Source organism: Shewanella sp. GD03713, from assembly GCF_029843705.1.
Lineage (GTDB): Bacteria > Pseudomonadota > Gammaproteobacteria > Enterobacterales > Shewanellaceae > Shewanella.
This window is the reverse complement of the sequence record NZ_JAOCIW010000002.1, coordinates 205,270-230,996: the sequence shown is the minus strand read 5'-3', so window position 1 is coordinate 230,996 and position 25,727 is coordinate 205,270. Positions and strand designations below refer to the sequence as shown.

At 42.2% G+C, this 25,727-nt stretch carries 16 protein-coding genes and 1 pseudogene; 11 read left to right on the top strand and 6 right to left on the bottom strand.

The features are described 5' to 3' along the window. Positions 1–32: 32 nt before the first annotated feature. The 3 genes and pseudogenes from N5E87_RS22350 to N5E87_RS22340 form a co-directional block, all read left to right on the top strand. A pseudogene (locus N5E87_RS22350) lies at positions 33–2,285 on the top strand (Tn3-like element ISKox2 family transposase); the annotation flags it as partial. Between the two features lie 111 nt (positions 2,286–2,396). Beyond that, positions 2,397–2,876: a hypothetical protein gene (locus tag N5E87_RS22345; protein WP_279776040.1), complete on the top strand. Its 480-nt coding sequence runs from the start codon at positions 2,397–2,399 to the stop codon at positions 2,874–2,876. Continuing rightward, positions 2,851–3,402 (top strand): hypothetical protein, encoded by a 552-nt coding sequence (locus N5E87_RS22340; protein WP_279776039.1) that lies wholly within the window; start codon positions 2,851–2,853, stop codon positions 3,400–3,402. The genes N5E87_RS22345 and N5E87_RS22340 overlap by 26 nt, the downstream gene beginning before the upstream one ends. A 72-nt stretch (positions 3,403–3,474) precedes the next feature. Here N5E87_RS22340 and N5E87_RS22335 read toward each other — a convergent pair whose 3' ends face one another. Further along, a complete protein-coding gene (locus N5E87_RS22335; RefSeq protein ID WP_279776038.1) occupies positions 3,475–3,846 on the bottom strand; it encodes a hypothetical protein in 372 nt (123 codons plus the stop codon). Between the two features lie 198 nt (positions 3,847–4,044). Between N5E87_RS22335 and N5E87_RS22330 the strand changes: the two genes are divergently transcribed. Together N5E87_RS22330 and N5E87_RS22325 are read left to right on the top strand one after the other, a co-directional pair. Then, the gene (locus N5E87_RS22330; protein ID WP_279776037.1) at positions 4,045–5,343 is read left to right on the top strand and encodes an EAL domain-containing protein; all 1,299 of its coding nucleotides are present in this window, start codon (positions 4,045–4,047) and stop codon (positions 5,341–5,343) included. Between the two features lie 831 nt (positions 5,344–6,174). Further along, the gene (locus N5E87_RS22325) at positions 6,175–6,522 is read left to right on the top strand and encodes a hypothetical protein (RefSeq protein WP_279776036.1); all 348 of its coding nucleotides are present in this window, start codon (positions 6,175–6,177) and stop codon (positions 6,520–6,522) included. A gap of 80 nt (positions 6,523–6,602) precedes the next feature. Here N5E87_RS22325 and N5E87_RS22320 read toward each other — a convergent pair whose 3' ends face one another. Continuing rightward, the gene (locus N5E87_RS22320) at positions 6,603–7,106 is read right to left on the bottom strand and encodes a hypothetical protein (RefSeq protein WP_279776035.1); all 504 of its coding nucleotides are present in this window, start codon (positions 7,104–7,106) and stop codon (positions 6,603–6,605) included. 13 nt (positions 7,107–7,119) lie between these two features. Beyond that, positions 7,120–8,325 (bottom strand): hypothetical protein, encoded by a 1,206-nt coding sequence (locus N5E87_RS22315; protein ID WP_279776034.1) that lies wholly within the window; start codon positions 8,323–8,325, stop codon positions 7,120–7,122. Positions 8,326–9,068: 743 nt separating this feature from the next. On the opposite strand from N5E87_RS22315, the gene N5E87_RS22310 reads away from it, so the two are divergent. Further along, positions 9,069–9,710 carry a hypothetical protein gene (locus N5E87_RS22310; protein ID WP_279776033.1) on the top strand — a complete coding sequence of 214 codons (642 nt, stop codon included), beginning with the start codon at positions 9,069–9,071 and terminating at the stop codon, positions 9,708–9,710. Between the two features lie 172 nt (positions 9,711–9,882). On the opposite strand, the gene dsr1 is transcribed toward N5E87_RS22310, so the two are convergent. Then, a complete protein-coding gene (gene dsr1, locus N5E87_RS22305) occupies positions 9,883–13,713 on the bottom strand; it encodes an anti-phage defense-associated sirtuin Dsr1 (protein WP_279776030.1) in 3,831 nt (1,276 codons plus the stop codon). A 448-nt stretch (positions 13,714–14,161) separates the two neighbouring features. Then, positions 14,162–15,496, bottom strand: coding sequence for a site-specific integrase (locus tag N5E87_RS22300; RefSeq protein WP_279776029.1), 1,335 nt, complete (start codon positions 15,494–15,496; stop codon positions 14,162–14,164). A 298-nt stretch (positions 15,497–15,794) separates the two neighbouring features. Between N5E87_RS22300 and N5E87_RS22295 the strand changes: the two genes are divergently transcribed. After that, positions 15,795–16,733 carry a chemotaxis protein gene (locus N5E87_RS22295; RefSeq protein ID WP_279776028.1) on the top strand — a complete coding sequence of 313 codons (939 nt, stop codon included), beginning with the start codon at positions 15,795–15,797 and terminating at the stop codon, positions 16,731–16,733. Between the two features lie 162 nt (positions 16,734–16,895). Continuing rightward, positions 16,896–17,381 carry a hypothetical protein gene (locus N5E87_RS22290; RefSeq protein WP_279776027.1) on the top strand — a complete coding sequence of 162 codons (486 nt, stop codon included), beginning with the start codon at positions 16,896–16,898 and terminating at the stop codon, positions 17,379–17,381. A gap of 68 nt (positions 17,382–17,449) precedes the next feature. On the opposite strand, the gene N5E87_RS22285 is transcribed toward N5E87_RS22290, so the two are convergent. Then, positions 17,450–18,043: a hypothetical protein gene (locus N5E87_RS22285; protein WP_279776026.1), complete on the bottom strand. Its 594-nt coding sequence runs from the start codon at positions 18,041–18,043 to the stop codon at positions 17,450–17,452. A 1,399-nt stretch (positions 18,044–19,442) separates the two neighbouring features. Here N5E87_RS22285 and N5E87_RS22280 point away from each other — a divergent pair. Genes N5E87_RS22280 through N5E87_RS22270 form a run of 3 tightly spaced genes read left to right on the top strand, consistent with a single transcriptional unit; the run spans position 19,443 to position 25,440 of the window. Further along, positions 19,443–22,130: a DNA methyltransferase gene (locus N5E87_RS22280; protein ID WP_279776025.1), complete on the top strand. Its 2,688-nt coding sequence runs from the start codon at positions 19,443–19,445 to the stop codon at positions 22,128–22,130. Beyond that, a complete protein-coding gene (locus N5E87_RS22275) occupies positions 22,120–24,171 on the top strand; it encodes a DEAD/DEAH box helicase (protein ID WP_279776024.1) in 2,052 nt (683 codons plus the stop codon). Before N5E87_RS22280 ends, N5E87_RS22275 begins: the two co-directional genes overlap by 11 nt. Positions 24,172–24,186: 15 nt before the next feature. Next, complete coding sequence (locus tag N5E87_RS22270) at positions 24,187–25,440, top strand: GIY-YIG nuclease family protein (RefSeq protein ID WP_279776022.1); 1,254 nt, start codon at positions 24,187–24,189, stop codon at positions 25,438–25,440. The last annotated feature ends 287 nt before the right edge of the window (positions 25,441–25,727 follow it).

Below are 25,727 nucleotides of genomic sequence, written 5' to 3'. Positions count from 1 at the left end.
TTGATGATTTATTTGTAAATCATCAGGGGATTCTTCAGGGCTTAGCCTTATCGTCTAAAAACCAACAACACTTCGGTGAAATGGTGGATTATTATGGCAGTAAACTAAAACGCTTTAAGCGTCCACAGCAACACCTATGGTTGCTGTGTTTTCTGACTCAACGCATACGGCAAAGCCTAGAGCGATTGGCTGATGGGTTTATTCATCATATCCGTAAACAACAAGAAGCTGCGCATGCGTTTGCCCAACAGGCAGTGTTTGACTCATGGAGGTCAGCTGCAGACAATGTCACCAAAGCCGCAGAATTACTGCATCTGTTTGTTGATGACAGTATCGACGATAATCAACCATTTGCAACGGTTAGGCAACAAGCATTAAGTGTAATGAATAACCAAGATATAGAAACGCTATGCCTGTACTTAAAAAAGCAAAAACGCACGGTAGAAGAATATCAATGGCAATATTATGATGATCAAAACGGGTTAATTGAGCAGTTATTAAGGCCCGTGTTTCTATGTCTTGAATGCCAAGCAGGTAAAGGCTCAGAAGCATTAGTGACCCAGCTCAAAACCACAAAAACAGAACTATTAGCAGGTAATACATTGCAAACAATGGATAGTACACTTATCCAACAAAAACATCGTCCATGGTTAATTAACAAGGATGTTGTTCATCCACAGCGATACGAATGGTTGCTTTACCGTCAACTGGCTTCTCGGCTTAATGGTCGAATTTACTTATCAAACGTCACTAAATATCGTGCGCTAGAAGACGACTTAATTGCATCGTCAATACAGCCTGATCTATTGGCATCATCAACATTGGAAAAGCTAAAGCAGCCGATTCAGAAGCTACTGCAAGTAAAACAAATACGCTTAACAACATCCCTAGAAGATGTTGCTCGTCACATTGATAATGGTGATAACCGCAATGTGATCATGAAGAGCCGAAGTGGCACACGATGGCGACTGCCAGTTAAAGGCTCCCAATCACTTGTCAACAACCCTTTCTTTAAACAAATGATCCCCGTCAGTATTGCTGATGTGTTGCGTTATGTTGAACAAGAAACCAACTTTATGCAATGCTTCGCACACGTGCTGCCAATACAAAAACAAGTAGGCGCCAATCAGGATGATTTATTGGCTATTCTAATTGCGAATGCGACACATCGCGGCGTATATGGGATGGCACAAATATCTGATCGCAGTTATGAGCATCTAAGCACTATACAAGCTAATTATATTAGGCCTGAAACCTTGCAAGAGGCTAGTGATATCATCAATAACGCAGTAGCGGCACTCCCTATTTTCCGCCACTATCACATCCAAGAAGACGTCCTGCACGCCAGTACCGATGGGCAAAAATTTGAAACTCACCTTGAGACTTTTAAAACTCGCTACTCCTCGAAATACTTCGGCACCAACAAAGGTATTACGGCCATGACGTTAGTTGCCAATCATAGTGCGTTAAATGCCCGTATCATAGGATCTAATGAGCATGAGTCCCATTATATTTACGACTTACTACAATCTAATACTAGTGATCTTAAGCCAGATGTCCTCTCAACCGACACCCATGGTGTTAATCATGTTAATTATGCCTTATTGGATTTATGCGGTTATAGTTTTGCGCCTAGGTATGCTCAGTTCACCAGTGTGATCAATGACCTATTTAACGTAACTGAAAGCGACGACGGAAACACGCATCTGGCGCTGAAAAAGCCGATAAAAATGAATGTGATTGAAGAAGGCTGGCAGGATATTCAGCGTATTGTGTTATCCCTTCAAGAAAAACGCACAACACAGGCATTGCTAGTACGCAAATTATCTGGTTATCCATCTAGACACCCTATATTACAAGCATTAACGGAATATAATAGGCTCATCAAAGCCCAATATTTACTTGATTATATTGATGATGCAAGTCTGCGCCAATATGTTCAACGAGCACTGAACCGAGGCGAAGCCTGGCATTTCCTCAGGCGAGCTATTGCATCGGTCAATCGTGACCAGTTCCGTGGAAAAAACGAATCAGAAATAGTCGTCTGGAACGAGTGTGCCCGTTTGACGGCAAATGCTATTATCTACTTTAACTCGATGATCCTAAGTCATCTATTACTGCACTTTGAAGAAGTTGGTGACGAGGAAAAAGCAGCAATAACTCGACAAGTATCACCCGTTGCATGGCAGAACATTAATCTGAGCGGCACTTATCAGTTCGCTAGTAACCGCAAACTACCTGATTTACAGGAAATAACTAGGCCTATTGTTGAAAATGAAGTCTAAAATGAAAGGTAACCCAGCTCCACAAGCCATTAACTGCGAGGGTTGTGGCGATTTATGTTACTTTAGAGGGGAAAATCCCTAGAACCCCTAGATCATTTAGAAGATGGCCAGGTGCTGACTGTTGCTATGGTTGCTTATCTTTACTTTCACCCGGAGCCGTTATCGCTTATTTCTTGTGAGCGGCCGAAGGATGGAGTAGTAGAAATTCCTCTATGGTTAAATCTTGATAATGGCTCAATTGCGTGTCGGCAACGTAAGAGCCCAATGTTACGAAATAGAAAGGGTATGCTGCGTTTGCCAGATACTATAGTGCCGGTCGAACGTCTTGCATCTCAACACGACTTGACGATGCCTAATGGAAGGACTGAATTTGTCCTGTCAGTGCTTAAACACTTAATAACCAATTGGTGGTCTTCTGATATCGATCACGAAGAATTTGGTATCGACCAGGAAGCTTTTTCTGTAATACGTTCCAATTTATTGCAACCAGTATTCACTAAATATGGCGCACAAGCCCCTTCTCAAATACTAGAAAATGTAATTATGCCAGTTCTTTACGATGGGCATGAAAGCATGGCAACTGTTCACTAAAGGAGATAGCAGGAATATGCTTGTTCTTCCATTCAAAAAAATCGACAAGGAACGTGGGGCGCCGGCATTTGGGTTTAGCTTGTGTGGCTTCCCTAAACCTGTGCTGTGGCTGTCTGGCTTTTTGGGCATAATAGCCCTGAGCAGTACTTATCACTCGCTTCTTTATGGGTACACAATGCCTTCCTGGTCAATCCCTTTAGCTATTTTGTCAGTATTTCCATTTGGCTATCGTATAAAGGTTGCCCTAAGTAACGATAAGACCATTCTATATCGCCAAAGCTCATTATTTGGCATGAAGGTCGTTGAAAATGTGTGGCAGTCAAGCTGCTTCGATAAACTGGTTATTAAGGCCACAGAGGCAGTGGAACATCAGTTCTACATTATCGTGACCGGGATGGAATCAGATGTTTCAGTGCACTTTTGCAAAATGAAGCGTAAAAATTTATTAGCTACCCAGCATAAGTTGATGTGCATGCTAGGTCTACAAATACATCTTGATAGGCAGGATGGGGAGGCAAATTGTTAGTATGAAGTACCATGGGTTTGTTCAAATGTTAGTTCTACAATATCTGCCTTATTGTATGATTCAGAGCCAATTTTAAAGCGCCTTTACTAGTACACAAAGCTGTTGGCCTACAAGCTGCTCTTCAACAACCTGAACAGTTGGTGCATCCCCCATTGTAATGACTTGAATGGTTTGTTCATATTTTGATGAAGAAACACCGTCATGATCCGAGGCTAAAGAGCGTTCGAAGCCTCCCACTTCTTGTCGTTCTACGCCATTGCCGAGTGTTATGCCAGCGTACAAAACGGCAGCTTTTCTGGCAGACGCATGCTCTGAGGTAATGGGGATGCAGTAAGAGCTATGACCATTTGGGGTGTTTAGTACCCATTCTGGAAAGTTATTCACTTCTTCAGCTGCTTCTGCTCCTGCTGTAAGTAGTAAGGTCGATAGAATTAGGGGGTGCATAGAAATTCACCATCATTTAGTCGATTATCTTTAACGAATTACCTTTGTTTAGTACCAATTTACACAAATTAAAACTATCTGCAATTGAAAATAAAGAGGATTTGTAGCTGGTTATAAATTACTGATCTTACGCTTTCTATTTAAGGCGTATATAATGATTTTTTTTCTTCGGCCACATAAATTAAAGGCTAAATCTCTATGTGTAATGGTATTACATCAAGCATTGAATCCGCAGGTGAATGTGGCTATGGACAACTGCTTTCATACGGTAAAGATGGTGTTATTACACGACTCGAGATGTTTGCAGAGATAGAGCGGCAAATTAAGGCAATGCAGCCGTTTCGACTTGTTATTGCAAAGATGCTAAACCAACAGACATTAAGCTCTCAATTGGGCTATATGAAAACCGAACAGGTCATCGAAGAGTCCCTTTTATGGCTTAGTAAGCAGGTAGTTCAGGTGTCGAAACGAGAATGCTTCAATATTTCTCAGTTTGAGTCAGGTACGTTTGCGATTTTAATTAGTGGTCGGTCGCCTCACGGAGAAATTGGGATTTTTCGAAGAGCTTTGTGTCAGGGGTTTGTCAGTCAAGATTGTTTGCCTGGCTGCAACCCAATTACTGTAAGCTTTCTTGTGGGCATTTCTAGATTCACGGAAGAAAATTGTTGTGTAAACAGGATTGTTAAGAAGGCTGAAAAAGATATTAAGTGCCATGAAGAGGCAATTTGGAACGGTGGCCGTGAAAGGAATGTAGATGCGCTTTCGTTCTCCCCGTCAGACCTAACAAAAGCCATTGATGAGGACCAGCTTGAGCTTTGGTATCAACCTAAAGTGGACATGGGCACCAAGGATATCATTGGCGTAGAGGCGTTAATTAGGTGGCAGCATCCAGAGCATGGCTTGTTGTTGCCAGCCAGCTTCTTGGGATGGTTTAATGCGTTCGGCTTATCCGGAAAGCTAAACCATTGGATCATATTTGAGGGGTTCCGAAAATGTCGTGAGCTTATCGATGATGGAAAATCCATGACAGTAGCCCTAAATATTGAAGCCAGTTCGTTTACTGACGGTGTAACAATGAAAGCGATCGAATTGGCTCAAGAGCGTTTCAATGTTCCTCCAGGGCTAATTGAGTTCGAGATCGTTGAAACAGTGGTCATCTATAAGGGTGATAAGAGATTTGATGCAATAACCACCCTAAAGCAAAATGGGTATAAAATCGCGATTGATGACTTTGGCACGGGCGCAAATAACATTGCTTATCTGATGTATATTCCAGCCGATACAATAAAGCTTGACCGTATGTTCTGCAGCACGATTGATGATGAGCGCACTCTAGCACTAACAAGAGCTGCCATTGATATGGCCAAAGCATCTAACCTGACCATTGTTGCTGAAGGAATAGAAACAGAAATGCAGGGGAATATAATGGCAAGTTTAGGTTGTGACATGGCGCAGGGATATTTTTATGGCAAACCGAGTCCAGTAATCTGTATTTAATAAATTTGAACAAATGGCACCAATCACGTTATCTTATGCACTGATATCTATTAGAAGCTCTATATGCCACAGATGAGTTTGTTAGTTGAATATAATTAAAATAAATAATTAGTTTCGAGGTCTAAATGAAAAGCGAAAATAAAAGTAATAATGGAAACGAAGCATATAGGAGAGCAATTCTAATTATTTCCTTGGTGATATTTTTCGCTTCAGCGATTGCTTTTATTTATTTATTCGTCAGTGATTATAATTTTAATTGGGCGATGGTCATGTTGTCGGGGGTGTGTTTTAGTGGCCATGTTGTGTACTTAATCCTAAAGCAAAATGAATTAGATAAAGCGCAATTGTAAAGGTATCATACGAAATGAAATCGCCGAACCCGCGAATCTTCATAGGGACTCAACGTATGTGGTATAAGATAATTTTAGTAACTAATAATCATGAGTATGATTCGGGGGCAATATAATGATATGCAATACAGTAAGAAATGAACTGGGTGAATCACAATTTACTGTGTTTTCTTTTCAACTTATTGAGCTTGTTGAGAGGAATCTAGGCTCTTCAGCATCTGCTAAAAATATCACCAATGTGATCAAATCACAGAAATTGTTAAGGGACTTTCAAGCTACGACTGCCGAAGAGGTTAGGGCCGAGTTCGCTCCATTTTTAAGATTGGATACAGTGTATTATGAGCAGAGTATCGCCGAAACTATAACGGTATTGTATAAACTTATGGCTAGCTCTGAAACTCGTTTTGATGTTTAATCAAAGGTAGGGCTTAAACCCATAGATTAGAACACTATAGATTCTACAGTATTACAGAGGATATTTATGTTTAGTTTAGAACCAAGCCTTTTGTTAATTGTATTGGCAATTGTTATATCAATTTACTTACTATTTTATACAATAAAAAAAATAAATACTGGGAAATTGGAGCAAAGTATTTCATATTTGCTTGAGAATAAAAATAAGCCTGTTGATGAGGCAGAGGTCGAAGTTTTCATAAAATTTTGCAATTTAAATCAACAAGGCAAAGCTGGATATGAGGCTATCGATTTAATTAAAAGCAAGTATGGAGATAACGGTTTGTTATTCGGTCATTTAGCATTATTGATTGCGTTATTACGCGAGGACAAATTAAAAAGTATCAATATTAAGGATTTTCCTTCCTCATTCTAAATTTTTGTTGCACAGTATTAATTGGTGATAAAGTTATATTTGGGAATGGCCGCAAATTCAATATCAGCAGCCAACCCTTTTTATTTTTTGATTGATTCAGGTAATGCAGTAATTACCTCTTGGGTATTTGGGAATGTGCCGCAAAGCATATGCAGCTTATCACCGACAACTTTATATGGAACAAGCCAGCCCGCAGATTCGAAGTTGTGCTGACAACAGGCTACGCCTGAAAGGGATTCGTCATGGTTAGAATATGTGCTCATTGCTATAGGCCCTCCATCCGCACGTTGAACATGGTTGCAAGAGTTACCGCCATTTTCGCCCAACTTTGAATCAAGATATATTGCAACAGATGCCAAGTCGCCTGTTGGCGCATAGGGCATCGCTAGATAGGAAATAGAATCAGCTATTTCTCCTGGCCCATAAAATTGCTTTTTCTCATAATTGGTTGCTATCAAAGTACCAAATGAGATTAATAACCAAGCGGTATATACCGTCATTAATGCAGTGATAAATTTCATACGGAAAACAGCCCATAATATGACGGTGGCAATTATGTATAGCGCGAAAGGTTCGAATTCCATTATAAATCCCTTGTTAGTCTACAAAGTGACAAATTGTCAGCTCCCAGCTCTCATACAAGCCGGTGGACATTAAACTTTGCAGCGCAGAGTCCGACTTAAGAAAACGAGCGCTGGGGTTATCGTTGAGGCCGCATTTGTTAATTAAACGGTCAATTCCATGGTCTTTGAATTTTTGATTGTACCCTAACAGGCCCGTTAAGCGATTGAGTCCTGTTTCACCGAAGTCTGGTAGCGTTCTGATTAGAGGGCGGATATGTGAAGCTTCTTTTGGGTTGAACAAAGAAGATAATCTTCGAATATCATCTATTGATTCATCCGTAAAAAGTTTGACCAAATTTGAGAAATAGGATTGTTCCGAGCCATTTAATTCAAAGCCGTTCAGTTTGAAAATTTCATTAATATCATTGGTGTTTAACCAGCTATTTAAATGACCAATTGTGGCAATCTCAGGATTGAGTTTAGTGAAGGTGGAAACTGAATCTCGAACAGTTTTTTGGCTGTCAGAAGCTAGATAAGAGATCACATCAACGACAATTTCCACGACAGACTTATATGTCGTATGCGGAAGCAATTTGAAGCCATCTATCTCAAGGAGATACTTGTAAGCTGTAATCGCGCAAGGTTGTTTTTCATCCATTTCTCGAATGTAGTTGTATACCGAACCCCTTGAAATTGATAGAAGTTCACTGATTTGAGTTGGGTTGTGGCCACGCATCTGCAACCCTTTTGCTTTGAGTTTTACGTCTTCACTGTTACCCACTTTGCCGCGGTATTTCTTCTTTTCAGCCTCCCATGGATAGAGTTTTGAATCTGCTTCCATTGCTTTCCTGATGCCCTCATGTCTTCTCGCCCTTACTACACGTTGTTGCAGAGAAAAGACACTCTTAATTATAGATGGAGCAAGGTTTAATCCTCCAATGCTATCAATAAATTTCGAATCTTCATTGTCATGTATGTGCAGTGATATGCCGATTAATGAAAATGATTCCAGAGATAAAATCACATCATTCATTGTCGAACCAATATGCTCAAGTGATTCAATTGAAAGTTTATCACCGCTAGACATTGACTGCGCAAGCAATTCTAATTTTGGTCTAGATTCATCATCGCTCAGTTCCTCGATGAAGATGTTTTGTTCAGGTGTGCCAGCAAGAAAAGCCTTTTTGAACTCTTCAAATTTGCTCTGGTCATTTCCAAAAAAGTACGCATAACAATCCATGCAACCACCTTTGCAAGTGTCAAAAAACGTCTAACCCTTATTATACATGTATAGGCGGAAATCAAAACCCACATTTCGGCATTATTGGAAACTGGATTTTACTTTGGCTGCTATAGAAATTGGCCGTATTTTGAACGTGTTCAATTAGGCACTGAACCATATTGAACAGTTTGTACTTCAGTTTCTGGGCTGCTATATAGAGGCATGTGAAAATCGGCACTCACAAAAATCAATGATTCATTCAAGATTGAGGGCGATGCCGGATGGTTCTACCGCCCTCAGCGCCGGGCTGCTCTTCATTAAAATAGGTTGCGATAATTGTCATTAACGTAAGTAAATGATGTTTCATTCAATTTGGATTTTTTATGTTATTGATATTATTGTAATTGTTGTTTTGGTTTTCAGTAGCATTGACTGTCAGGTCAATTAGTGAGCTTTGGAGGTATTTCAACTTAATCACTAGTTGATATGATCTCTGAGTATTGAAATGTAGGTTGTACAATGACATGTCGATTATGAATTTAGGGACATTTTTTCTCATACACGACAGGAGGGTAAAAGGGCAAACTCTTAGCCCTGTGCCAATCGACCTGTTTAATTTCGAAGTCATAATACGACAGTGCTTAGATACAAGCCATGTGTGTTTATGATTCATTCTTATACTGAACCCTAAAAAATAGGATTTAAAATCATGAGGTTATATCGATATTAAAGAGCGAACTCTATCATTCTTAACTGAGATTTTGGAGTTTGAATTTAGCTATAAAGTTCAACTCTATATAAGAGGAAAAATTGAAGTTGACCCTGATCGTTTCGAATCGGAACAATCGATAAATGGTGGCACTGTAAGGGGGACGGGGGTCATTGCTTCCATGGCCAACATCGAGAGTTGGTCTGAACGAAATGAAACTTTAATTATTGGTGATCTACTTGTTGACCCTGTTAAATCATCTGAAGCAGTGTCTTTCTTCCCTTTAGACTCGGTTTCGATAGTGTATATATATTCCTTACTTGAAGCTTACGGCAATGATATTGTGGAGCACCTAGGGAGCAACCCTTCAAAAAATCGATTTAAAGCGTGGCATAGTGGGGTACACGCTGATGCTGATCTTGATGACCCAGCAAAAGTTCAGTCAATGAAAAAATCATTTTGTCACTCTTTCGGTTTTAAGACGGAATCAGTTACTGACACATTTATAGAAGCTCTAGTTCGTCTAAAATTAGAAAGAAATAAAATTGTGCATCAGCTTGAGCACTCTCTTAATTTTTCTGTATGTTTTCAGCATGTTGTGTTTATAGCGTGCTGTATATATTTTCTAGCCGCTAACGACCATGGTGAACTCAAACTTTTCCCTTGGACAGACTTTGAAGGAAAATTCGAGTAAACCAATACAATTGGAACATGAGAATTTCTCAACGCATAGCCTAATTTTCTATGCGTTGTGTTCAGAGTTAAATATAGTGTGGGAGCTTCGGGATAGAGTTGGCGACACCAAACCTGGGCATTACTCCAAAGGAATCAAGCCTTAGGGTATCGTGGGCTAACTCCTTACACTTTTATATGCCCCACTTTCGACAGTACTCATTTAACCGTTTATACCTAGCGTCTTGCGCAATCAAAGGGTCTGCTTGAACGATATCATTCAGGCATTGACGTAACCTCCTTACCGGCCATTGTTGGTCAGGTATCACAGCACTTAATAGAAGCAAAGAGTCCCCTGGAAATTGATTGCACAAACCAGATTCTGCAAGTAAGTGAAGAACATGGTGCGGGTGTTCAATGGGTTTTAACCAGTCATATACTACTGCAAGGGCCGCAGGAAATTTCCGTCTGGCTGCAATAACCAACTTGGCAAGAGACTCCGCTACCCGAGTTGTTGCCTTATCCCGCGTCTTTGGCCAGATATTTTGCCAGAATGGTAGAACACGGTTGCTCCAATAGTCCTCACGTTGATTGGCAGCACCTTCAAGTGCCTGTGAAAGTGCTTGAGCGCACTCCTCGAGGCCATCGTTTGGAAGAGTGCCAATAGCCATTTGAAACTCATCATTGGTGAACCCGTCTGGAGAGCTCAACGCCACATAGGTCAGGAATGCTGAATATTGGTGGCGAAGGTTCCCAAGACACTTGTAGTGAATTGCGCATTTCAAAAACTCGGCTTTCAATGAAAACAACAATGGTTGGTACACGCGCGGTGACCATAGGAATCCCTCCCAGAGCGCCTTAGCTTCATCTCTATTATTCCAACTAAAAAAGGGCAAAAGATATTGTTCTGTCCATGGTCGGTCGACTCGGTAAAATGCAATTATCCGTGATCCCAGCAGTACCCTACCATGACGGAAATGGACCTTTTGTATGTCACACAGAGATGTGAAAATTGTCTTTAACTCGATTGGAAGCAGTTCGTTGTCATTTGGGTTCTTCTTGAACCATAGATTGATTAGGGCTTGAGTAACATGTCCAATTGGATGGTTTATTGCAAAACTGACAGGGTCATAAGTATCGTCATCGAGTAGGGTGTTTGAACCAGAGAAAGCTTCCTGAGGCAGAGAAAGTACACGACAGCACATCTCAACCAGAATATTATCATTGTAGTTGATTGATTTAGAAACCGCTTCCATCCACCATGTAGCTCCGTTAGCAATTTCTTGTAGTACAGAATTAGGCATTTTCAGAACTAGTGGTGCAGCGTATCTCCAGGACCGCAATACTGAACCATCATCGGACCAAGCTTGCAAAGCTTCACTCCAACGATCAGCTGGCCATTCATCTTCCAATGCAAGATCACGTAAAGCGAGTAGAGCGTGGAAAAAGCGTGTGCTGCAAACATCTCGCCACGTATCTTCGTCGAGTTCTTGCTTATTGGGTGTCTCATTTCTGAGCCATGTTACTAAATCATTTCGTTTGCGCGGAGCAATGTTCACTTTGCGACTGTCCTCGTAATCGGGGTCGCCAGTTCCACTCATCCAGCGTGGGAATTCATCACTTTCATTAGTGGCTAATTCCCATTTCGGGTATAAAAGTGAAATTTCCTTAAAGCGAGTTAAAGCATCTACCCCAAGAGTGAGGCCTGAAGCGTTCAGCTTGGCTAAATGTAGCCAGACGGCGTGTGCCATCAAGTCTTGCAATCGGTCCTGATCCAGATCATCACGATACATACCGCGTGGGGGCCCGGCTAAGATGGTTGCTTCCAATCTTACTTGATCGGCCGCGGCCATATGCTGAGCCTGCAGCACTAGTAGTCTGTACACCTCCCTTCTCGTGCTAATTGACCAAAGCCATTGGGCGCCATCGGTCAACAACCAATCCACCCACTTATCAGGTGGAATGCATCCATCTAGACTAGCTGCAAACAATCCTAGACGTTTGAAGGTTGGATACGGCAACTCAAACCAGCTATGAGCAATTCGTGTTGCTTCTGCGCTATCGGTGTCACGAACCGCTAACCAAGCATTGCGCAGTAGCTCGATTAAGGTTACCCAGTTTTGAAAGCCTCGATTCTGCCAATGTGGGGTAATGGATGGAAGATCCCAGTAAGACCTGTCGCTGTTGTTAGCGTCAGCCCCGCCTAATTCACATAGCAAATCCAGTGCATCACGCACCAACTGTTGAAAATCCTGAAGCAGGAGTGGAATAGACGATTTCCAGCGTTCGTCGGCCCAGCCACATAAATCAAAATTTGCATGATCCGCTGCAAGGGTTAGCTTCCAGTCTACCAATTGATTGATCCGTACAGGTTCTTCATTGATGTTTGAGACTTCGCTAAGTCTAAGCGCCTTCTTCAAGACCACTTTTGGTGCAAGCAATTTCCGCAGCTCTAATCGCAGCGAAGTGGTTAACCCTTCCTGTTTTAGCCTGCTTTTCCAGCGAAATAGGTCAGGGTCATAAGTTGAGGATTTAACCTGACCAGTAAGCAACAGGCGCCACAATGTACGCATTGCGTGGCTTGGAATTGATTTAGGTGCGTGGAAGAGGATTTCTTCAAGAACTGCGGTTCCACCAGCATCCTCGAGAGAGGTAAACTTATCCAGCTCATCTTCGATCAGCAAGCGCCACCGGTTGTCGACATTTCCGCCACGATCTGCAATCCAGATTATTAATCTAGGATCATTCAGGTGACGCAGCAGCCATCGAGCCAAATGAAACATCACATCATCCCATGTGCTACTTGTTAGGCCGCTGGTGGCAAGCAACATCGGTGCTGCTCGGTCATAGGGGGCAGGGCGCCGTACTAGGCTAAAGTGCAGCTTCGAGTCAATTTCATCATGTGGTGGAACACCAAAGCGAATAAGGTCGGCGTGCTTATATTGCTCGAGCGCGAAGGCATCTAGAAGCCAGTCTAGTGAAGGGGTGGGATTGAATTCGGCGAAGCGTTTTGCCGGCAGGCCTGATTTATCAGAGAGAGCCCACAATAATCGACCCACAAAATCGTCCTGCTTTGTGCTGTCTTGTGGCATGGCAAGGGCATGCTTTATGACAATAGCTTCTTTACCCTGCACACCGTCACGGTATGTTTCTGCCCAAGCGTGCAAAGTCATGTGTAGCGCAGAATGGTCGCCGCTACCAGCAGGTACGGAGTAAAGAATAGGAGTTACACCCTTGGATTTCCATTCGTTAGTTTTGGTATCTTCTTGCCCTGGCACACAATCACCCAGCGCCCAAGCTTGCTGAGTGACTTCCCCAAGCATTCGGTCGGCCGCTAGCGCATCCATCATGTAACGGAGTACGGGATCATTTATGCTGTATCCTACGAAGCAGACCACGTAATTGCGAAACAGTTCACTTACAAAGCGTGCTGCCCAGCGTTCAGTGAGATAGGCCAGACCAAAGTCACCGCTTGTGACAACTAGACGATTCAGACTCGTGTCGTCAGTTTTTTTTGGTAGTAGCCCGTGCAAAAAAACCAGACCATTCCAACGGCTTTTTTTAGGGATGGGTAGCATCGGGGCTGCATACTCAATGAACGATTGTCCTATTTGTTTGGCAGCGGCGTGAAATATGCGATCAAAGTTTGTGGTTACCAGCCGCAAAGAGCCCTCTCTGCTACGTGCAAGATGCAACAGAGCCGCTTGAGACATAGTTGCCCCTTTCCTGCGGAGATTGGGCTTCAGAGCTTTGGCTAGTGCGCTGCGCACAGCAAGACGCTGACCGGGCAGACGACGCTCTAACAGGTCAAGTGTTGCATCAAACTGACCTCGATTGATTGCTTGTTGCTCGATGTCCTCAGGTTTCGTTCCGCTCAAGCGGAAAATTTGATCGACAAGTCCACTGAAACCTGGCAAACCTGCTGGGTAGGAAATTCCTGCTCCGCAGAAGAATACGACGCGGCCTTCCTCGTGCGCCTGCAAGAGTTCATCTGGAATATCAGGGCCGTTAGATATGAATTGCATTCCATTACTTCCTATACTTAGTTCTCTATGTACAATAACATTAACGAAAGAATGCAACCCGTGATCTAGATTCTTCCTGAATAACTATTGCCCTTCAAATCACCCGAAAATTGAACCATCGTTTTACTCACTTATGGTTAACTGCATTCAGGAAGGCCCTATCATTACACCGAAATATGTGATTTTGAAGGGCAACTTTGGAAGCCTAGCATTAACCTGCCGAGGTCTAGCTTGTTTCTGGCCTAAAGCCGAAATACCGCCATAACTGCATGGAAATGCAGATGGATAAGTATTAGCCCCGAGAATTTTCTAACATATCGAATCTTTATGCACCGTTTATTCAAGTTGATGAACGGTTTTGAATTAGAATCGCCGTTTATATCGTATTAACTTTGCACTTTAGTTGTGTCGCGAGGCCTCCCTTTAGGAAGGCCCACAAGGAAGGATGTTAATCGAGAGGGTTTAGTTTTTTTGTCCTAGCGCTTTCATGCCGCTCAGCTCTAGTAGTATGTAGGTATCGAGACGTCACTTCGATGCTTTCGTGGCCAGCATCTGCTTGTACGTGTGCTAACGGCCTTCCTTGGGCTATGTCGTGTGAAATCCCTGTGTGACGGATACTGTGTACAGTCAAGACTTTCACTTCGCAGGCATCTTCATTGAAGCCGTCTGCTTCGAGTCGCATAACCGCCTTTTCAATTACGTCTTGTACCAACTCTCGAATATGCCTGATTCCGAGGTTTGCATTTAAATCCCCAACGTTTCTTCCATGAGTTGCTGCTTTGTGTCGGACAAACAATGGAGCGTCTTCTCCTGGTGATGGAATATCTGAGAGTTTTCGAAATCTTCTATATCGGATCAATGCTTCTTTGAGTTCATCGGAAACCGAGACAGTCCTACGCTTACCGCCTTTAGATTTCGGAATGTAGAATCCGAGATTTCCAGTTTTTTTATCACGACGAAACTGGGACATTATTGGAGCGTAACCTGGTCGGGCGCCGATTTCAGAAATACGGCAGTAGGTGCCATACAGCAGTTTTATAAGGAACAATGTTCGCTCATGTGTGACAGGGTCTTCTTTTGCCATTTCCTCGACAGTTTCAATGACGTAGCTCCATTGCAGGTCTGAAAAGAATTTCAATTCATCATCATCTTCACCGGCTGCAGTAGCTTGGCTCTTGCTTTTGTATTTACCAAATTTAAGAACGATGGCTGCCGGGTTTGCATCACAATACTCTTCTGCATTCAAGTATTGGAAAAACATACTCAGGATACTAAGCTTGGTAGAAATTGCAGAGTCGGAAAGCTTGTACTTAACCTCTGAAATATCGAGGCCTGAACCCTTTGGCGCTCTCTTAGTGAAAGGGCGCCATTTGGCGTTTGGCACGCATTCTCCAATCCCCTTGTTGAATACGAACTGGGTAGCATTGTAGGAGCCCACCAGCTCTTGCGGTGGATTCTCACACCATTCAATGTATTGACGCATGTATGCTCGATTTACCATTGAGACAGACATTCCTTGAACCGACCAGCAGTAATGAAGAAATGCATTCAATTCAGCACGGTACGCTTTAAAGTTGTTGTAGTTATCTTTTTGTTCAATCAACCAATCAAGGGCAAGTTCATATAGCTCTCCCGCGTCTTCGACAATATTAACCGTTATAAATGCAATATGGTCATTGATGAATCTATTTGGCTCATTCAAATTTTCAGCAGAATCGAAGAGAGGCATTGCTGGAGGAAATGGAACGGATGTTGTCATCGTCAAAATCAGAGTCTCTTGCATACGGATACCCCACAAGCATAGAGACTTTAGTCCATACCCACAACGTTGACGGTTGGCTTATAGGGTTGTTTGGACCATAGATCTGGGCGTGGCTGAACAGAAATTCACGCTGTGAGCCTCACAAAGCCATGGTCAGACCAAGGCTTTTTCATTTAAAACTTGATCCCACATTTCCAACGCTCGATATTAATTGCGCAAGCAAATTGCTGTATCATTAAGAGCATAATGGTGTATCTCGTGGGAATAGGACGTTGCAAAGAGGGTATTACCAAAACAGATTAAAAATAAAAGGTTTGATATGAGCGGTATGACACACGTAGTTGCTAAAGGCATACAGCAGGTGGAAGGGGGGAGAGTAGAGCTTCTAACATTCAAGATGAATAGTGATCAAGTATTCGCAATCAACGTTTTCAAAATTCAGGAAATTATACGCATTCCTAATATCAGTAAAGTTCCGAACCAACATGAACATGTCGTTGGAGTGGCATTCTACCGAAATAAATCAATACCGATTATAAACTTAAGTCACGCTGTCGGTTTTGCTCCTCTAGAAATATCAGATAACAACGTAGTGATAGTCACGGAATGTAATATCTCCATTCTGGGCCTTGTTGTCCATAGTGTCGACCGGATTGTGAAAAAACCTATTTCTGAAGTGCGTAAACCGCCTAAAGGTGTGGCAGGAAGTCGGCTTGTAACGGCTGTTACAGACTTAAACGATAAGATGCTTGGGATCCTGGAAGTCGAAAACATACTTACCCAGGCATCTCTATCTAATCATAACAATGCTATTGAATTAGATAGTGATGCAATGGAAATGGCCAAAGGCATGGATGTACTAGTCATAGATGGTTCACTGGCTGATATAAACAAACGCTCAACACTTGAAGCACTAGGCTTAAATGTCATAGAGGCTAGGAATGGAGTCGAGGCATTACGGATCCTTCGGTCTGTACCTAAGTTGATGCAATCTTTGTTGATGGTTATCACGGATGATCAAATGCCTGATATGGATGGGTATCGATTTGTACGAGAAATCCGAGATGATGCAGATCTAAAGGGGCTTTATGTAATGCTCTGGCCATCGATAAGCTGTTTACCAAACGAAGACCAACTACAGAGAGTTGGCTTCGATTCTTACTTAACCAAGTTTGACGTTAACGCAGTAGCCTGTAAGGTCGAGGAAAGCACTCGTGCTTACTTTGGTCTACCTATGGGGGAATCTCAAGCAGCATAAAAATGTCAAGCTAATTGCTGCCATCGGGAGTATACCTCCCCCCTAAAAACCTCATTGTTGATGAAGGGATATCCTCCTTAAATTTCCATATGCAGCAATAAAACTAATTCTCTCGAAACTAGAAGTCGTGGTTTAACAGAACATGAATAGAGGACAATTGAAGTGAGCAAGAGATTTGGCCGATGGGTAGAGCCGAAGCAATATCTACCAGAAGTCGACGGCGACTACATGTGTTTGATCAAGAATGGAGAGATGGAGTTTGAAGACGTTCGTCGCCTGATCAATGGAGTTTGGTTTGGTGGATGTCGCCCTTTCACGGAACACGAGGTTGTAATGTTATGGTATGAGCATCCGGTACTGAATTTATTTCAGCAACAGCTACAAATTAATCGCTCTCATGCTGTCAATTATGATTTTGCATGTCGAATTACCATTGCAATTGAGCATCTTACCAATAGGCAAGCAGATATAAGAACAGTCCTCCGAGTAATGGAGAACCAATTGGAATTATATGAATTGGAAACAAAGGCCTTAAATATGGAAGCTTCTACTATAGTGGAGCATTGCAGGAGTGTTGATGGTGTTCTTTATCAACAAATGCTGGCTTATCCAATTGCAGCACTCAAGAAAGCTAGCCTTTCAAGTTAGAGGATGTAGGACATTGATGGGGTGAAATGCCACCCCTTGATTAGATCTGCCGTAAGGATGGAAACACCCTAAGTTGAAACCCCTGGCATAACTACAGCCAGAACCACATCATTGCCGGTGTCAAAAACCATGGACACAAAACCGCGTTCGAATCTGTTCGCGCACTCATGAGCATCAAACTGGCCAGAAAACATTAACGCATGTTTTGGTACCTCTGTTAGGCCCACACCGTCAGGTGAGATGAACATTCCGTTTCCATTACAAACTACAAATCCAAGGTGTTTAGTATGCGCCGGTAACCCGCCATTTAAAATGATGTCTAACGGTTCTACGAGTCCATCTTCGTACGCCTCTTGGGCGGTATCGAAGCTTTGGGGGCATTCAATAATTATGAAGCTTCCATCCTTACGCCTTTTTACACTTGAAAGAATTCCTTCTTGAGTCAGCTTTGCCATTTCTTCCTTTGTCCTATCTACATCATCATGATGTAGATAGGATAGGGGAACGTTAGATTGATGAACCAACACCCCCCATTCTATTGATGATATAGAACGGCCAAATTGGACACGGCCAATATTCGACTCGGTTATTGCGCGCTTACGAGAAGCCTCTTTTACTTTTTTCGCCTGTCGCTTCTGTCGTCTAGACGCCTGTACAGCCATAACAATAAATTCCTATATAATTAATCAACAAAATATATTGAATGCGTAAGACTATACAGGATTAAGATAGTAGCTCGATAGTGCACTTTGATTTGATGCGGGGTAAAACACTGTTTTGCTAGAAATGCTGGTGGCTATATATAACGCATAATTTGATAGTTTTGCATTGGTTAAGTGGAATGCCAATCACTAACAATAGATGTATGTTGTCATAATCTTACATTCTAAAATTAGTGTTGAACTTGTACGGTTTGGAAACCGTAACCGTCGAATTTTCCCCATACCAACTCAACCCCAGTCACGAGCTGCACCCAGTACGCTCAAATGAATACTACTCGAGCTCCAGGCAGGGGTGAGCTTAGGCTTGATGTAATGTGCAGAGAAATGGCAGCAGAACGCGGCTTCGAGGCCAAGTTTCAGCTGTATTTCAAAGCTGGACAGACAGGTAGGTAAATCATTAGAAAGGTGACAGATCGTTTCGGGCCTGGCTATAGTGCCGCGGCTTATGGCTTAACGCCCTCCTAACGCGAGCACCTCGTGGCGAGTCGAGCGCCCAACGTGCGCGTTTTTGATAGCGCTTGTTATGTGTAATATCAAAACGAAGCTTCCCGCAAAATACTTTTATGCAACCGACATCGCCTTCAAGCTCAAATCCATCGTTTAAAACTATGAAAGAATCTATGTTTCCATAATCAACTGAACCGCTAGCATTGTTAAATTGCATCTAAATTTGATCCAATTCAACCCGCATTTTGCATGTGTGACAGACCCACAAATCTCACCATCAATGACAAAATATCAGTTTGTTAAGGTATCCTAGGTAGGGTCACTTTTCGATGCAAAGGGTGGATCAGTTTTGAGTGCAAATTAACAGTTCAGGGCTCACAGTTTCCTCGGCGCATTTTAGCTTTCAACAAAGGACGAATTGTCGACCGGGCGTGGCTTTATACTGCTATCATCCGCGTTCAAACTTAAGTTCACATTGTCGGCTCTTCGGTGGACTATGGTTAAATAACCAAATTAATGAGGAAACGTGGTTTACTAAACAGCCACTTAAAAGAACTCTTGAGGTGCACTCTCACAAACTACTCACAAGGCTTCACGAGGCCAGATGAATTTGTCAGCATTAGTAATAACTAATTTGTATTTAGTGACTCACTCTCAATCGGACATCAGTGGAATTTGAAATAATGCAATCCTGACCGAGAGAGCGGCTCAAATGAGGGCTAATCAGGTTCCATACTTATCGGATATTTACAGTATTATGTTTTTAGATAAGAAACTGAATTTTAAAGATTAAACAGTCTTTCAAATTAATGTATGTGATATATTTATACTCAGAGTGTTTTTTAGAGAGCTAAGCTGCGGATGCGGTATGGGTTCTATCAGGGAGTTTCAAATGGCTTTTGACCAGTCCAACGCGTTCATTCAATTAGAAAAATTAATTAAAGAGCAAGATGAGGAAAACTTCTTCTTTGATTTCATGCTCGCATTCAACACACCTCGTGCAACCGTAACAAAGCTAAAAAAAAATATTGGTTCGGATGTTTCATCCACCGATGGTGAATACCGCCTTAAAAACAGAATCCACTTTAAGCAGGTACCTAGAAGCACTGATTTACATGCTGAATGCGATTTTTTAAAAAGCTTATCCAGCACCTCTAAAGAGAAATTACGCTTTATACTCGTTACGGACTTCCTAGATGTTGTTGCTTACGATACGAAAGCAAAAGCTTTACTAGATGTTGAATTCGTCGACCTGCACAAGAATTATGCTTTTTTCTTGCCTCTGGCTGGCATTGAAAAGTATGAATTGACGGATGAACATCCAGCGGACATCAAAGCAGCATACAAACTTGGACAACTATGTGATGTCATTCGGCGTCATAATGAAATTAACTCTCCAGACAGGGTTCATGCCTTTAACGTATTTCTTACCCGTTTACTCTTCTGCTTTTACGCTGAAGACACCGGTATTTTTTCCGACAATCAGCTTATCAAAGCGGTCCAAAATACAACCGAAAAAAACGGAAGTGATTTAGATAGCTTCTTTGAAATGTTGTTTCACGTCTTAAATCTTCCGAATGATTCTGAAGAGCGACGTGTTCTACCTTCGCATTTTGCCTCTTTCCCATATGTTAATGGTGGCTTATTCGCGAGTGATGAGTGGGTACCCAAATTCACTGGCAAAGCCAGGCGCATGATCATTGAGGCCGGCTCTCTCGAATGGGACCAAATTAACCCTGATATTTTTGGGAGCATGTTTCAGTCCGTAATCGAGCCTGAGCAAAGGGGCAAGTTAGGACAGCATTACACTAGCGTCCCAAATATCATGAAGGTTATCCAGCCTTTATTTCTCGATGGGCTAGAAGAAGCGTTGGATAAAGCAAAGACTAGCTCCAGGAAACTCCAAGCACTGCTCATGCGAATTCAGCGCATACGGATTTTTGATAGTGCTTGTGGCTCTGGAAACTTTCTGATCATTGCCTACAAGGAATTGCGAAAGTTTGAAATGAAGGTAATTAAGGCTTTGGATGACCTAGGTGAACAATCAGTTATATTCATGAGTGGCATAAGACTAACTCAGTTTTATGGCATAGAGATTGATGATTTTGCTCATGAGATAGCGTTGCTTTCCCTATGGCTTGCTGAAAATCAGATGAACAAGATGTTTGAAGCAGAGTTTGGCTATTCAGAGCCAATGTTGCCGTTAAAAGATTCAGGCCATGTCATTCATGGGAATGCGCTATGGCTCGACTGGGATAAGGAGTGCCCAAAACAAGATGAACAAGGTGATTTGGAAGTATATGTTTGTGGCAACCCTCCTTTCCTTGGCGCTAGAGTTCAAACACCAAATCAGAAAGAAGATCTCGCTTTAGTTTTTGAAAATCATAAGGACTATAAGGATTGTGACTATGTATCTGGTTGGTTTATCAAAGGGGCTCAGTATATCGGCAATAGTGGCAATGTGACTTGCAGCTTTGTCGCTACAAATTCAGTTTGTCAGGGCGAGCAAGTTGGTTATATATGGTCTCGTATCTTGAAAAATAATGAAATTTTATTTGCTCATCAGTCCTTTAAATGGAGTAATAGCGCCCATGACAAGGCAGCCGTGATATGTGTCATTGTCGGTTTTGGTAACTCAAAAGAAAGAAAGAAGATTTTTACAGATGAGAAAATCACATACGCTCAGCACATATCTCCATATCTGATTGAGAGCAAGTCAACTTTTGTGTCACCTCGCAACGTACCATTTTTTGGCACAAAAATGGTAATGGGAAGTATGCCAAGGGACGGCGGGAACTTGATTCTTTCCCCTTCAGAAAGACAGAAAATGATAGATGCAGATCATAGAGCAGAAAAATTTATCCGTCCGCTTTACGGAGCCCAAGAATTACTGTCATCAAGTCCTCGCTTTGCTATTTGGATTGAAGATAAGGAAGTCGAAGCGGCTTTAGAAATCGAAGATATTGCAGCCAGAATTCAGAGAGTAAAAAGTTTTAGGCTGGCATCCAAAGCCAAAACAACAAATCAATATGCTACCGTACCTCATAGGTTTGCTCAGAAAACACCACTTGCAAGCAACACTATAATTATACCGAGCGTCTCATCTGAACGTCGCAGTTACATTCCAATGGCATATTTTTCTGAAGAGACCGTTTCAACAAACGCAAACTTCGTCATCAACAGAGCAACACTCTATGAATTTTCAATTCTGACCAGCGAGATGCATAACGATTGGATGCGAACGGTTGCGGGTCGACTTGAGAGTCGTTACCGATATTCAGCCACATTGGTTTATAACACTTTCCCATGGCCTGAGGTATCAGAGGTGCAAAAAGCAAAAATCAGCGCTATTGGTGAAGAAATTCTGCTTACTCGAGCAGATTACCCTGATAAGACATTGGCCCAATTATATGACCCGAACAAGATGCCAGAATCATTGCTTCAGGCACACAGAAAGCTAGACCTTGCTGTGGAGCAACTATATCGCGCCAAGCCATTTGAGGACGCCGCAGAGCGTGTTGCGTTCTTATTCAAACGTTATGAGCAACTCATAAATACCAAGGAGGGTAATGATGCCTAATTTAGTAAATGTCCAATTCGACACGACATCAACAAATAAGAGTAATGAATTAGGTATGCGGCCCATGCAGGCGCGAGTTTTCGAGCAAAGAAATGAACCATACATACTCGTTAAGGCTCCCCCAGCTTCTGGGAAGTCACGTGCGCTGATGTTCGTTGCATTGGATAAACTCATTAATCAAGGAATAAAGAAAGCAATTGTCGCAGTGCCAGAGATGTCAATTGGCAGTTCATTTAAGTCAACTGACCTTACATCCCATGGTTTTTTTGCCGATTGGCACATGCCTGATAAATACAATCTTTGTAATGACGGCAATATTAGTAAGGCTAATGTCTTCCGTGAGTTTCTGTCATCACCGAATGAAAAGGTTTTACTGTGCACTCACGCCACGTTCAGGCTTACGCTCAAGGATATCGACGTATCTTTACTGAATGATACTGTTATTGCAATTGACGAGTTTCATCACGTGAGTGAATCCACTGACAATGAACTAGGGAATGTACTCAGTGAAATAATGGCAAACAGTAATGCCCATGTCATCGCTATGACTGGGTCTTATTTCAGGGGGGACCAGTTAAATATACTGAATTCTTCAGATGAAGCGAGGTTTAAACACGTTACCTACTCATATTATGAGCAGATCCAAAGCTATCAATACCTGAAATCACTTTGTATCGGATATCACTTTTATCGCGATGGGTATTTGAGCGGTCTAGGTGAGGTACTTGATGTCACTAAGAAGACAATTATTCATATCCCCAATGTCAATTCACGAGAAAGTACCGGCGACAAATACAACGAACGATCCGCTATTCTCGACATTATAGGTGGGGGCCATCTGGAAGAAATCTCCACCGATGAGAACGGCATTTATCTTGTCCCTGCCAAATTACCTGATGGCAGTGAGCGTGTTTTAAAAGTTGCTGACCTAGTTGACGACGGACCCAATCGAGTTCAGGTACAAACCTATCTGAAAAATATAACGAGTGCGGATGACTTAGACATTATTATCGCTCTTGGCATGGCGAAAGAGGGCTTTGACTGGGAATATTGTGAACATGCACTGACCATTGGCTTTCGCAGTAGTTTAACTGAAGTTATTCAGATAATTGGACGTGCAACACGTGACTGCAAAGGGAAAACACATGCGCAATTTACCAATCTAATTGCTGAGCCTGACGCGACATCAGAAGAAGCTGCGTATGCGGTTAACAATATGCTTAAAGCAATCACTGTATCCCTTTTAATGGAGCAAGTATTAGCCCCTAAAGTCAACTTTAAAATACGGGGAGAAGTCATTGGTGATGAGGATGGAGATTACGAGATCAGTATAGACGATTGGCCTAACCCACCCAGTGAGTCGGCGAAAAAAGCAATTGAAAACAGTGATACGATTATCGCCAAGTTAACAAATGATAGTAAGAAGTTGCATTCGGTACTCACAGGCGAATATGAGCCAGAAGTCTGGCGTGATTACCATATCCCCAAACTCCTGAGAGAGTCATATCCGGACCTTGAAGAAGAGGAAATAGAGAGACTATCGGAAGTATTTTTAACCGCAATGACCGTTTCTGCCGGCGGCGCAAAAGTAGTCAATGGCGATAAAATACCTGAAGACGCAAAACCTCATATTGAAGATCCGACTGAACCGTATAACGGCCCATCAAGCGGTGCGGAGGCAGATCCTAACAAAAAGTTCTTACTGATGGGGGACAAGTTTATCGCTGTAGACGATTTGAACATAAATCTAATTCATAGCATAAACCCTTTCCAGCAGGCCTATGAAGTCATTTCTCGCGGAATAAATGCTCAGTTACTTAGTGTAATTCAAGCCCAAGTGCGGGCAATGCAATCAGACATGAGCATTGAAGAGGCAAAAGCACTTGCCCCACGGATTAAGGAATTTCAGGCTGAGCATGGCAAAAATCCCGAAGTTGGTAGTGCAGATGATATAGAGCACAGGCTAGCCATTGCTTTACAAAAGCTATTTCAGTGGGCACAAGCGAAGAGAAATCAGGAAGTATCTCAAACCGAGATATAAGAAAGGGATATTTTTATGTCAAAACGAGTTGGTCGTCATTTAACGAGACGCTCATTAAGCCTTGATGAGTTTTGGGAACAAGAAAAAGATGATCTGTTTAAAGATGTCGTTGCAAAAACACCAAAATCAAATGGAAGCTCAGATCCAGCAGTCCAAACACTAAATGATGTAAATGTTTTTTTCTCTAAACACAATAGAGAGCCCAAACTAGATGGACCTCTCGAAGAAAAGGTACTTGCCAGAAAATTGAACGGTATTAGGAAGCTCTCTGGCCGGAATGACCTAAGGGAGGCAGATATACACGGGCTGTTATTTCTAAAGATAAGTGATCATAAAGCAGAAGAATTAAATGGGCCGATAACACCACTCATCGATATATCAAACGACGATGCTCTCGCTGATAGTCTTCTAGGTATGCTAGGAGGTGACAATCTCAAAGGTCTCTTTGACACAGAGGTCTTAAAACAAGCGAAGCCCAAGAACACACAAGACCGTGTTGGTCAGCGCACCCCATGCTCAAACTTCACTCCTTATATACCAATATTTAATCAGATAAAGGACAAAATAGACAATAGTCCGGACTCCATAATTCCTTTTAAAGGAACGTCTAAATTCAACGTCGGAGACGTCTTCATTTGGGGAGGCATCACGTGTTTTGTCGAGCGTGAATTGAAAATGGAATACGACTCAGAAGGTAAGCCAAACCCACGATTAAAGATCATTTTTGATAATGGAATGTATGCAGACATGCTTTATCAGTCTTTCTCTCAGGGAATGTATCGCTCACCTGGTACTAGACGAATTAGATTAGATATCTCTCATAGTTTGGGTGACTTGAGCAAGCCATTAGCAGAAAGGTATGGCAATAAGACGGGCGAGATTTACTTTTTAGCCTCGCATTCAAATGCTCCTGAAGTAACAAAGTTTAAAAATCTAATTAAGGTAGGCGTTACAACAAACCATACACCACTTCGAACGCGCAATGCTGATTCAGAAAGCACTTACCTTTATGCGCCAGTGAGAATACTAAGAATCCTGCCTTGTTATAACATCAATGTTCAGGGGTTAGAGTCAATGATCCACACCCGACTTCACGAATTCCGTAAGGAAATAAAGCTACGAAACAAAAAAACAGGAAAGGAACTTGTTGCAAAAGAGTGGTTTGACGTCAGTTTAGAGAAAGCAGTGTCCGTCGCTATTAATATCGTAAGGGACAGTATCGGTCATATTACTTTGGATGAAAATGATAATTTGTACTCAAACGAATGAATCGCCACTTATGAACTAGTCACTTTGTAGCATTACTAAAATTAGGTCAATCTTTGTGGGCTAGAGTTAGCCGAAAGTCACGAGGCTAACTCATTTAGAGGGAGAAATGGCTTAGGATGATCGCTCTAATACTTACGAAGCCAAACCATGCAAACTTAATATGCCCCTTAACTAGACCTGCATTGGCCCAATATGATAATGAGACTAGATCACTTAGAGTATGCCTAACGCCCGCCTAAGGGGCTGGCAACACAATACCACCAAACTAAAACACAGCAACCATAACC

Bases quoted from the DNA above. Each gene is read 5' to 3' on its own strand.
- N5E87_RS22340 (WP_279776039.1), top strand. From the start codon at position 2,851: ATGAAAGCATGGCAACTGTTCACTAAAGGAGATAGCAGGAATATGCTT.
- N5E87_RS22335 (WP_279776038.1), bottom strand. From the start codon at position 3,846: ATGCACCCCCTAATTCTATCGACCTTACTACTTACAGCAGGAGCAGAA.
- N5E87_RS22330 (WP_279776037.1), top strand. From the start codon at position 4,045: ATGTGTAATGGTATTACATCAAGCATTGAATCCGCAGGTGAATGTGGC.
- N5E87_RS22325 (WP_279776036.1), top strand. From the start codon at position 6,175: ATGTTTAGTTTAGAACCAAGCCTTTTGTTAATTGTATTGGCAATTGTT.
- N5E87_RS22320 (WP_279776035.1), bottom strand. From the start codon at position 7,106: ATGGAATTCGAACCTTTCGCGCTATACATAATTGCCACCGTCATATTA.
- N5E87_RS22315 (WP_279776034.1), bottom strand. From the start codon at position 8,325: ATGGATTGTTATGCGTACTTTTTTGGAAATGACCAGAGCAAATTTGAA.
- dsr1 (WP_279776030.1), bottom strand. From the start codon at position 13,713: ATGCAATTCATATCTAACGGCCCTGATATTCCAGATGAACTCTTGCAG.
- N5E87_RS22300 (WP_279776029.1), bottom strand. From the start codon at position 15,496: ATGCAAGAGACTCTGATTTTGACGATGACAACATCCGTTCCATTTCCT.
- N5E87_RS22295 (WP_279776028.1), top strand. From the start codon at position 15,795: ATGAGCGGTATGACACACGTAGTTGCTAAAGGCATACAGCAGGTGGAA.
- N5E87_RS22285 (WP_279776026.1), bottom strand. From the start codon at position 18,043: ATGGCTGTACAGGCGTCTAGACGACAGAAGCGACAGGCGAAAAAAGTA.
- N5E87_RS22280 (WP_279776025.1), top strand. From the start codon at position 19,443: ATGGCTTTTGACCAGTCCAACGCGTTCATTCAATTAGAAAAATTAATT.
- N5E87_RS22275 (WP_279776024.1), top strand. From the start codon at position 22,120: ATGATGCCTAATTTAGTAAATGTCCAATTCGACACGACATCAACAAAT.
- N5E87_RS22270 (WP_279776022.1), top strand. From the start codon at position 24,187: ATGTCAAAACGAGTTGGTCGTCATTTAACGAGACGCTCATTAAGCCTT.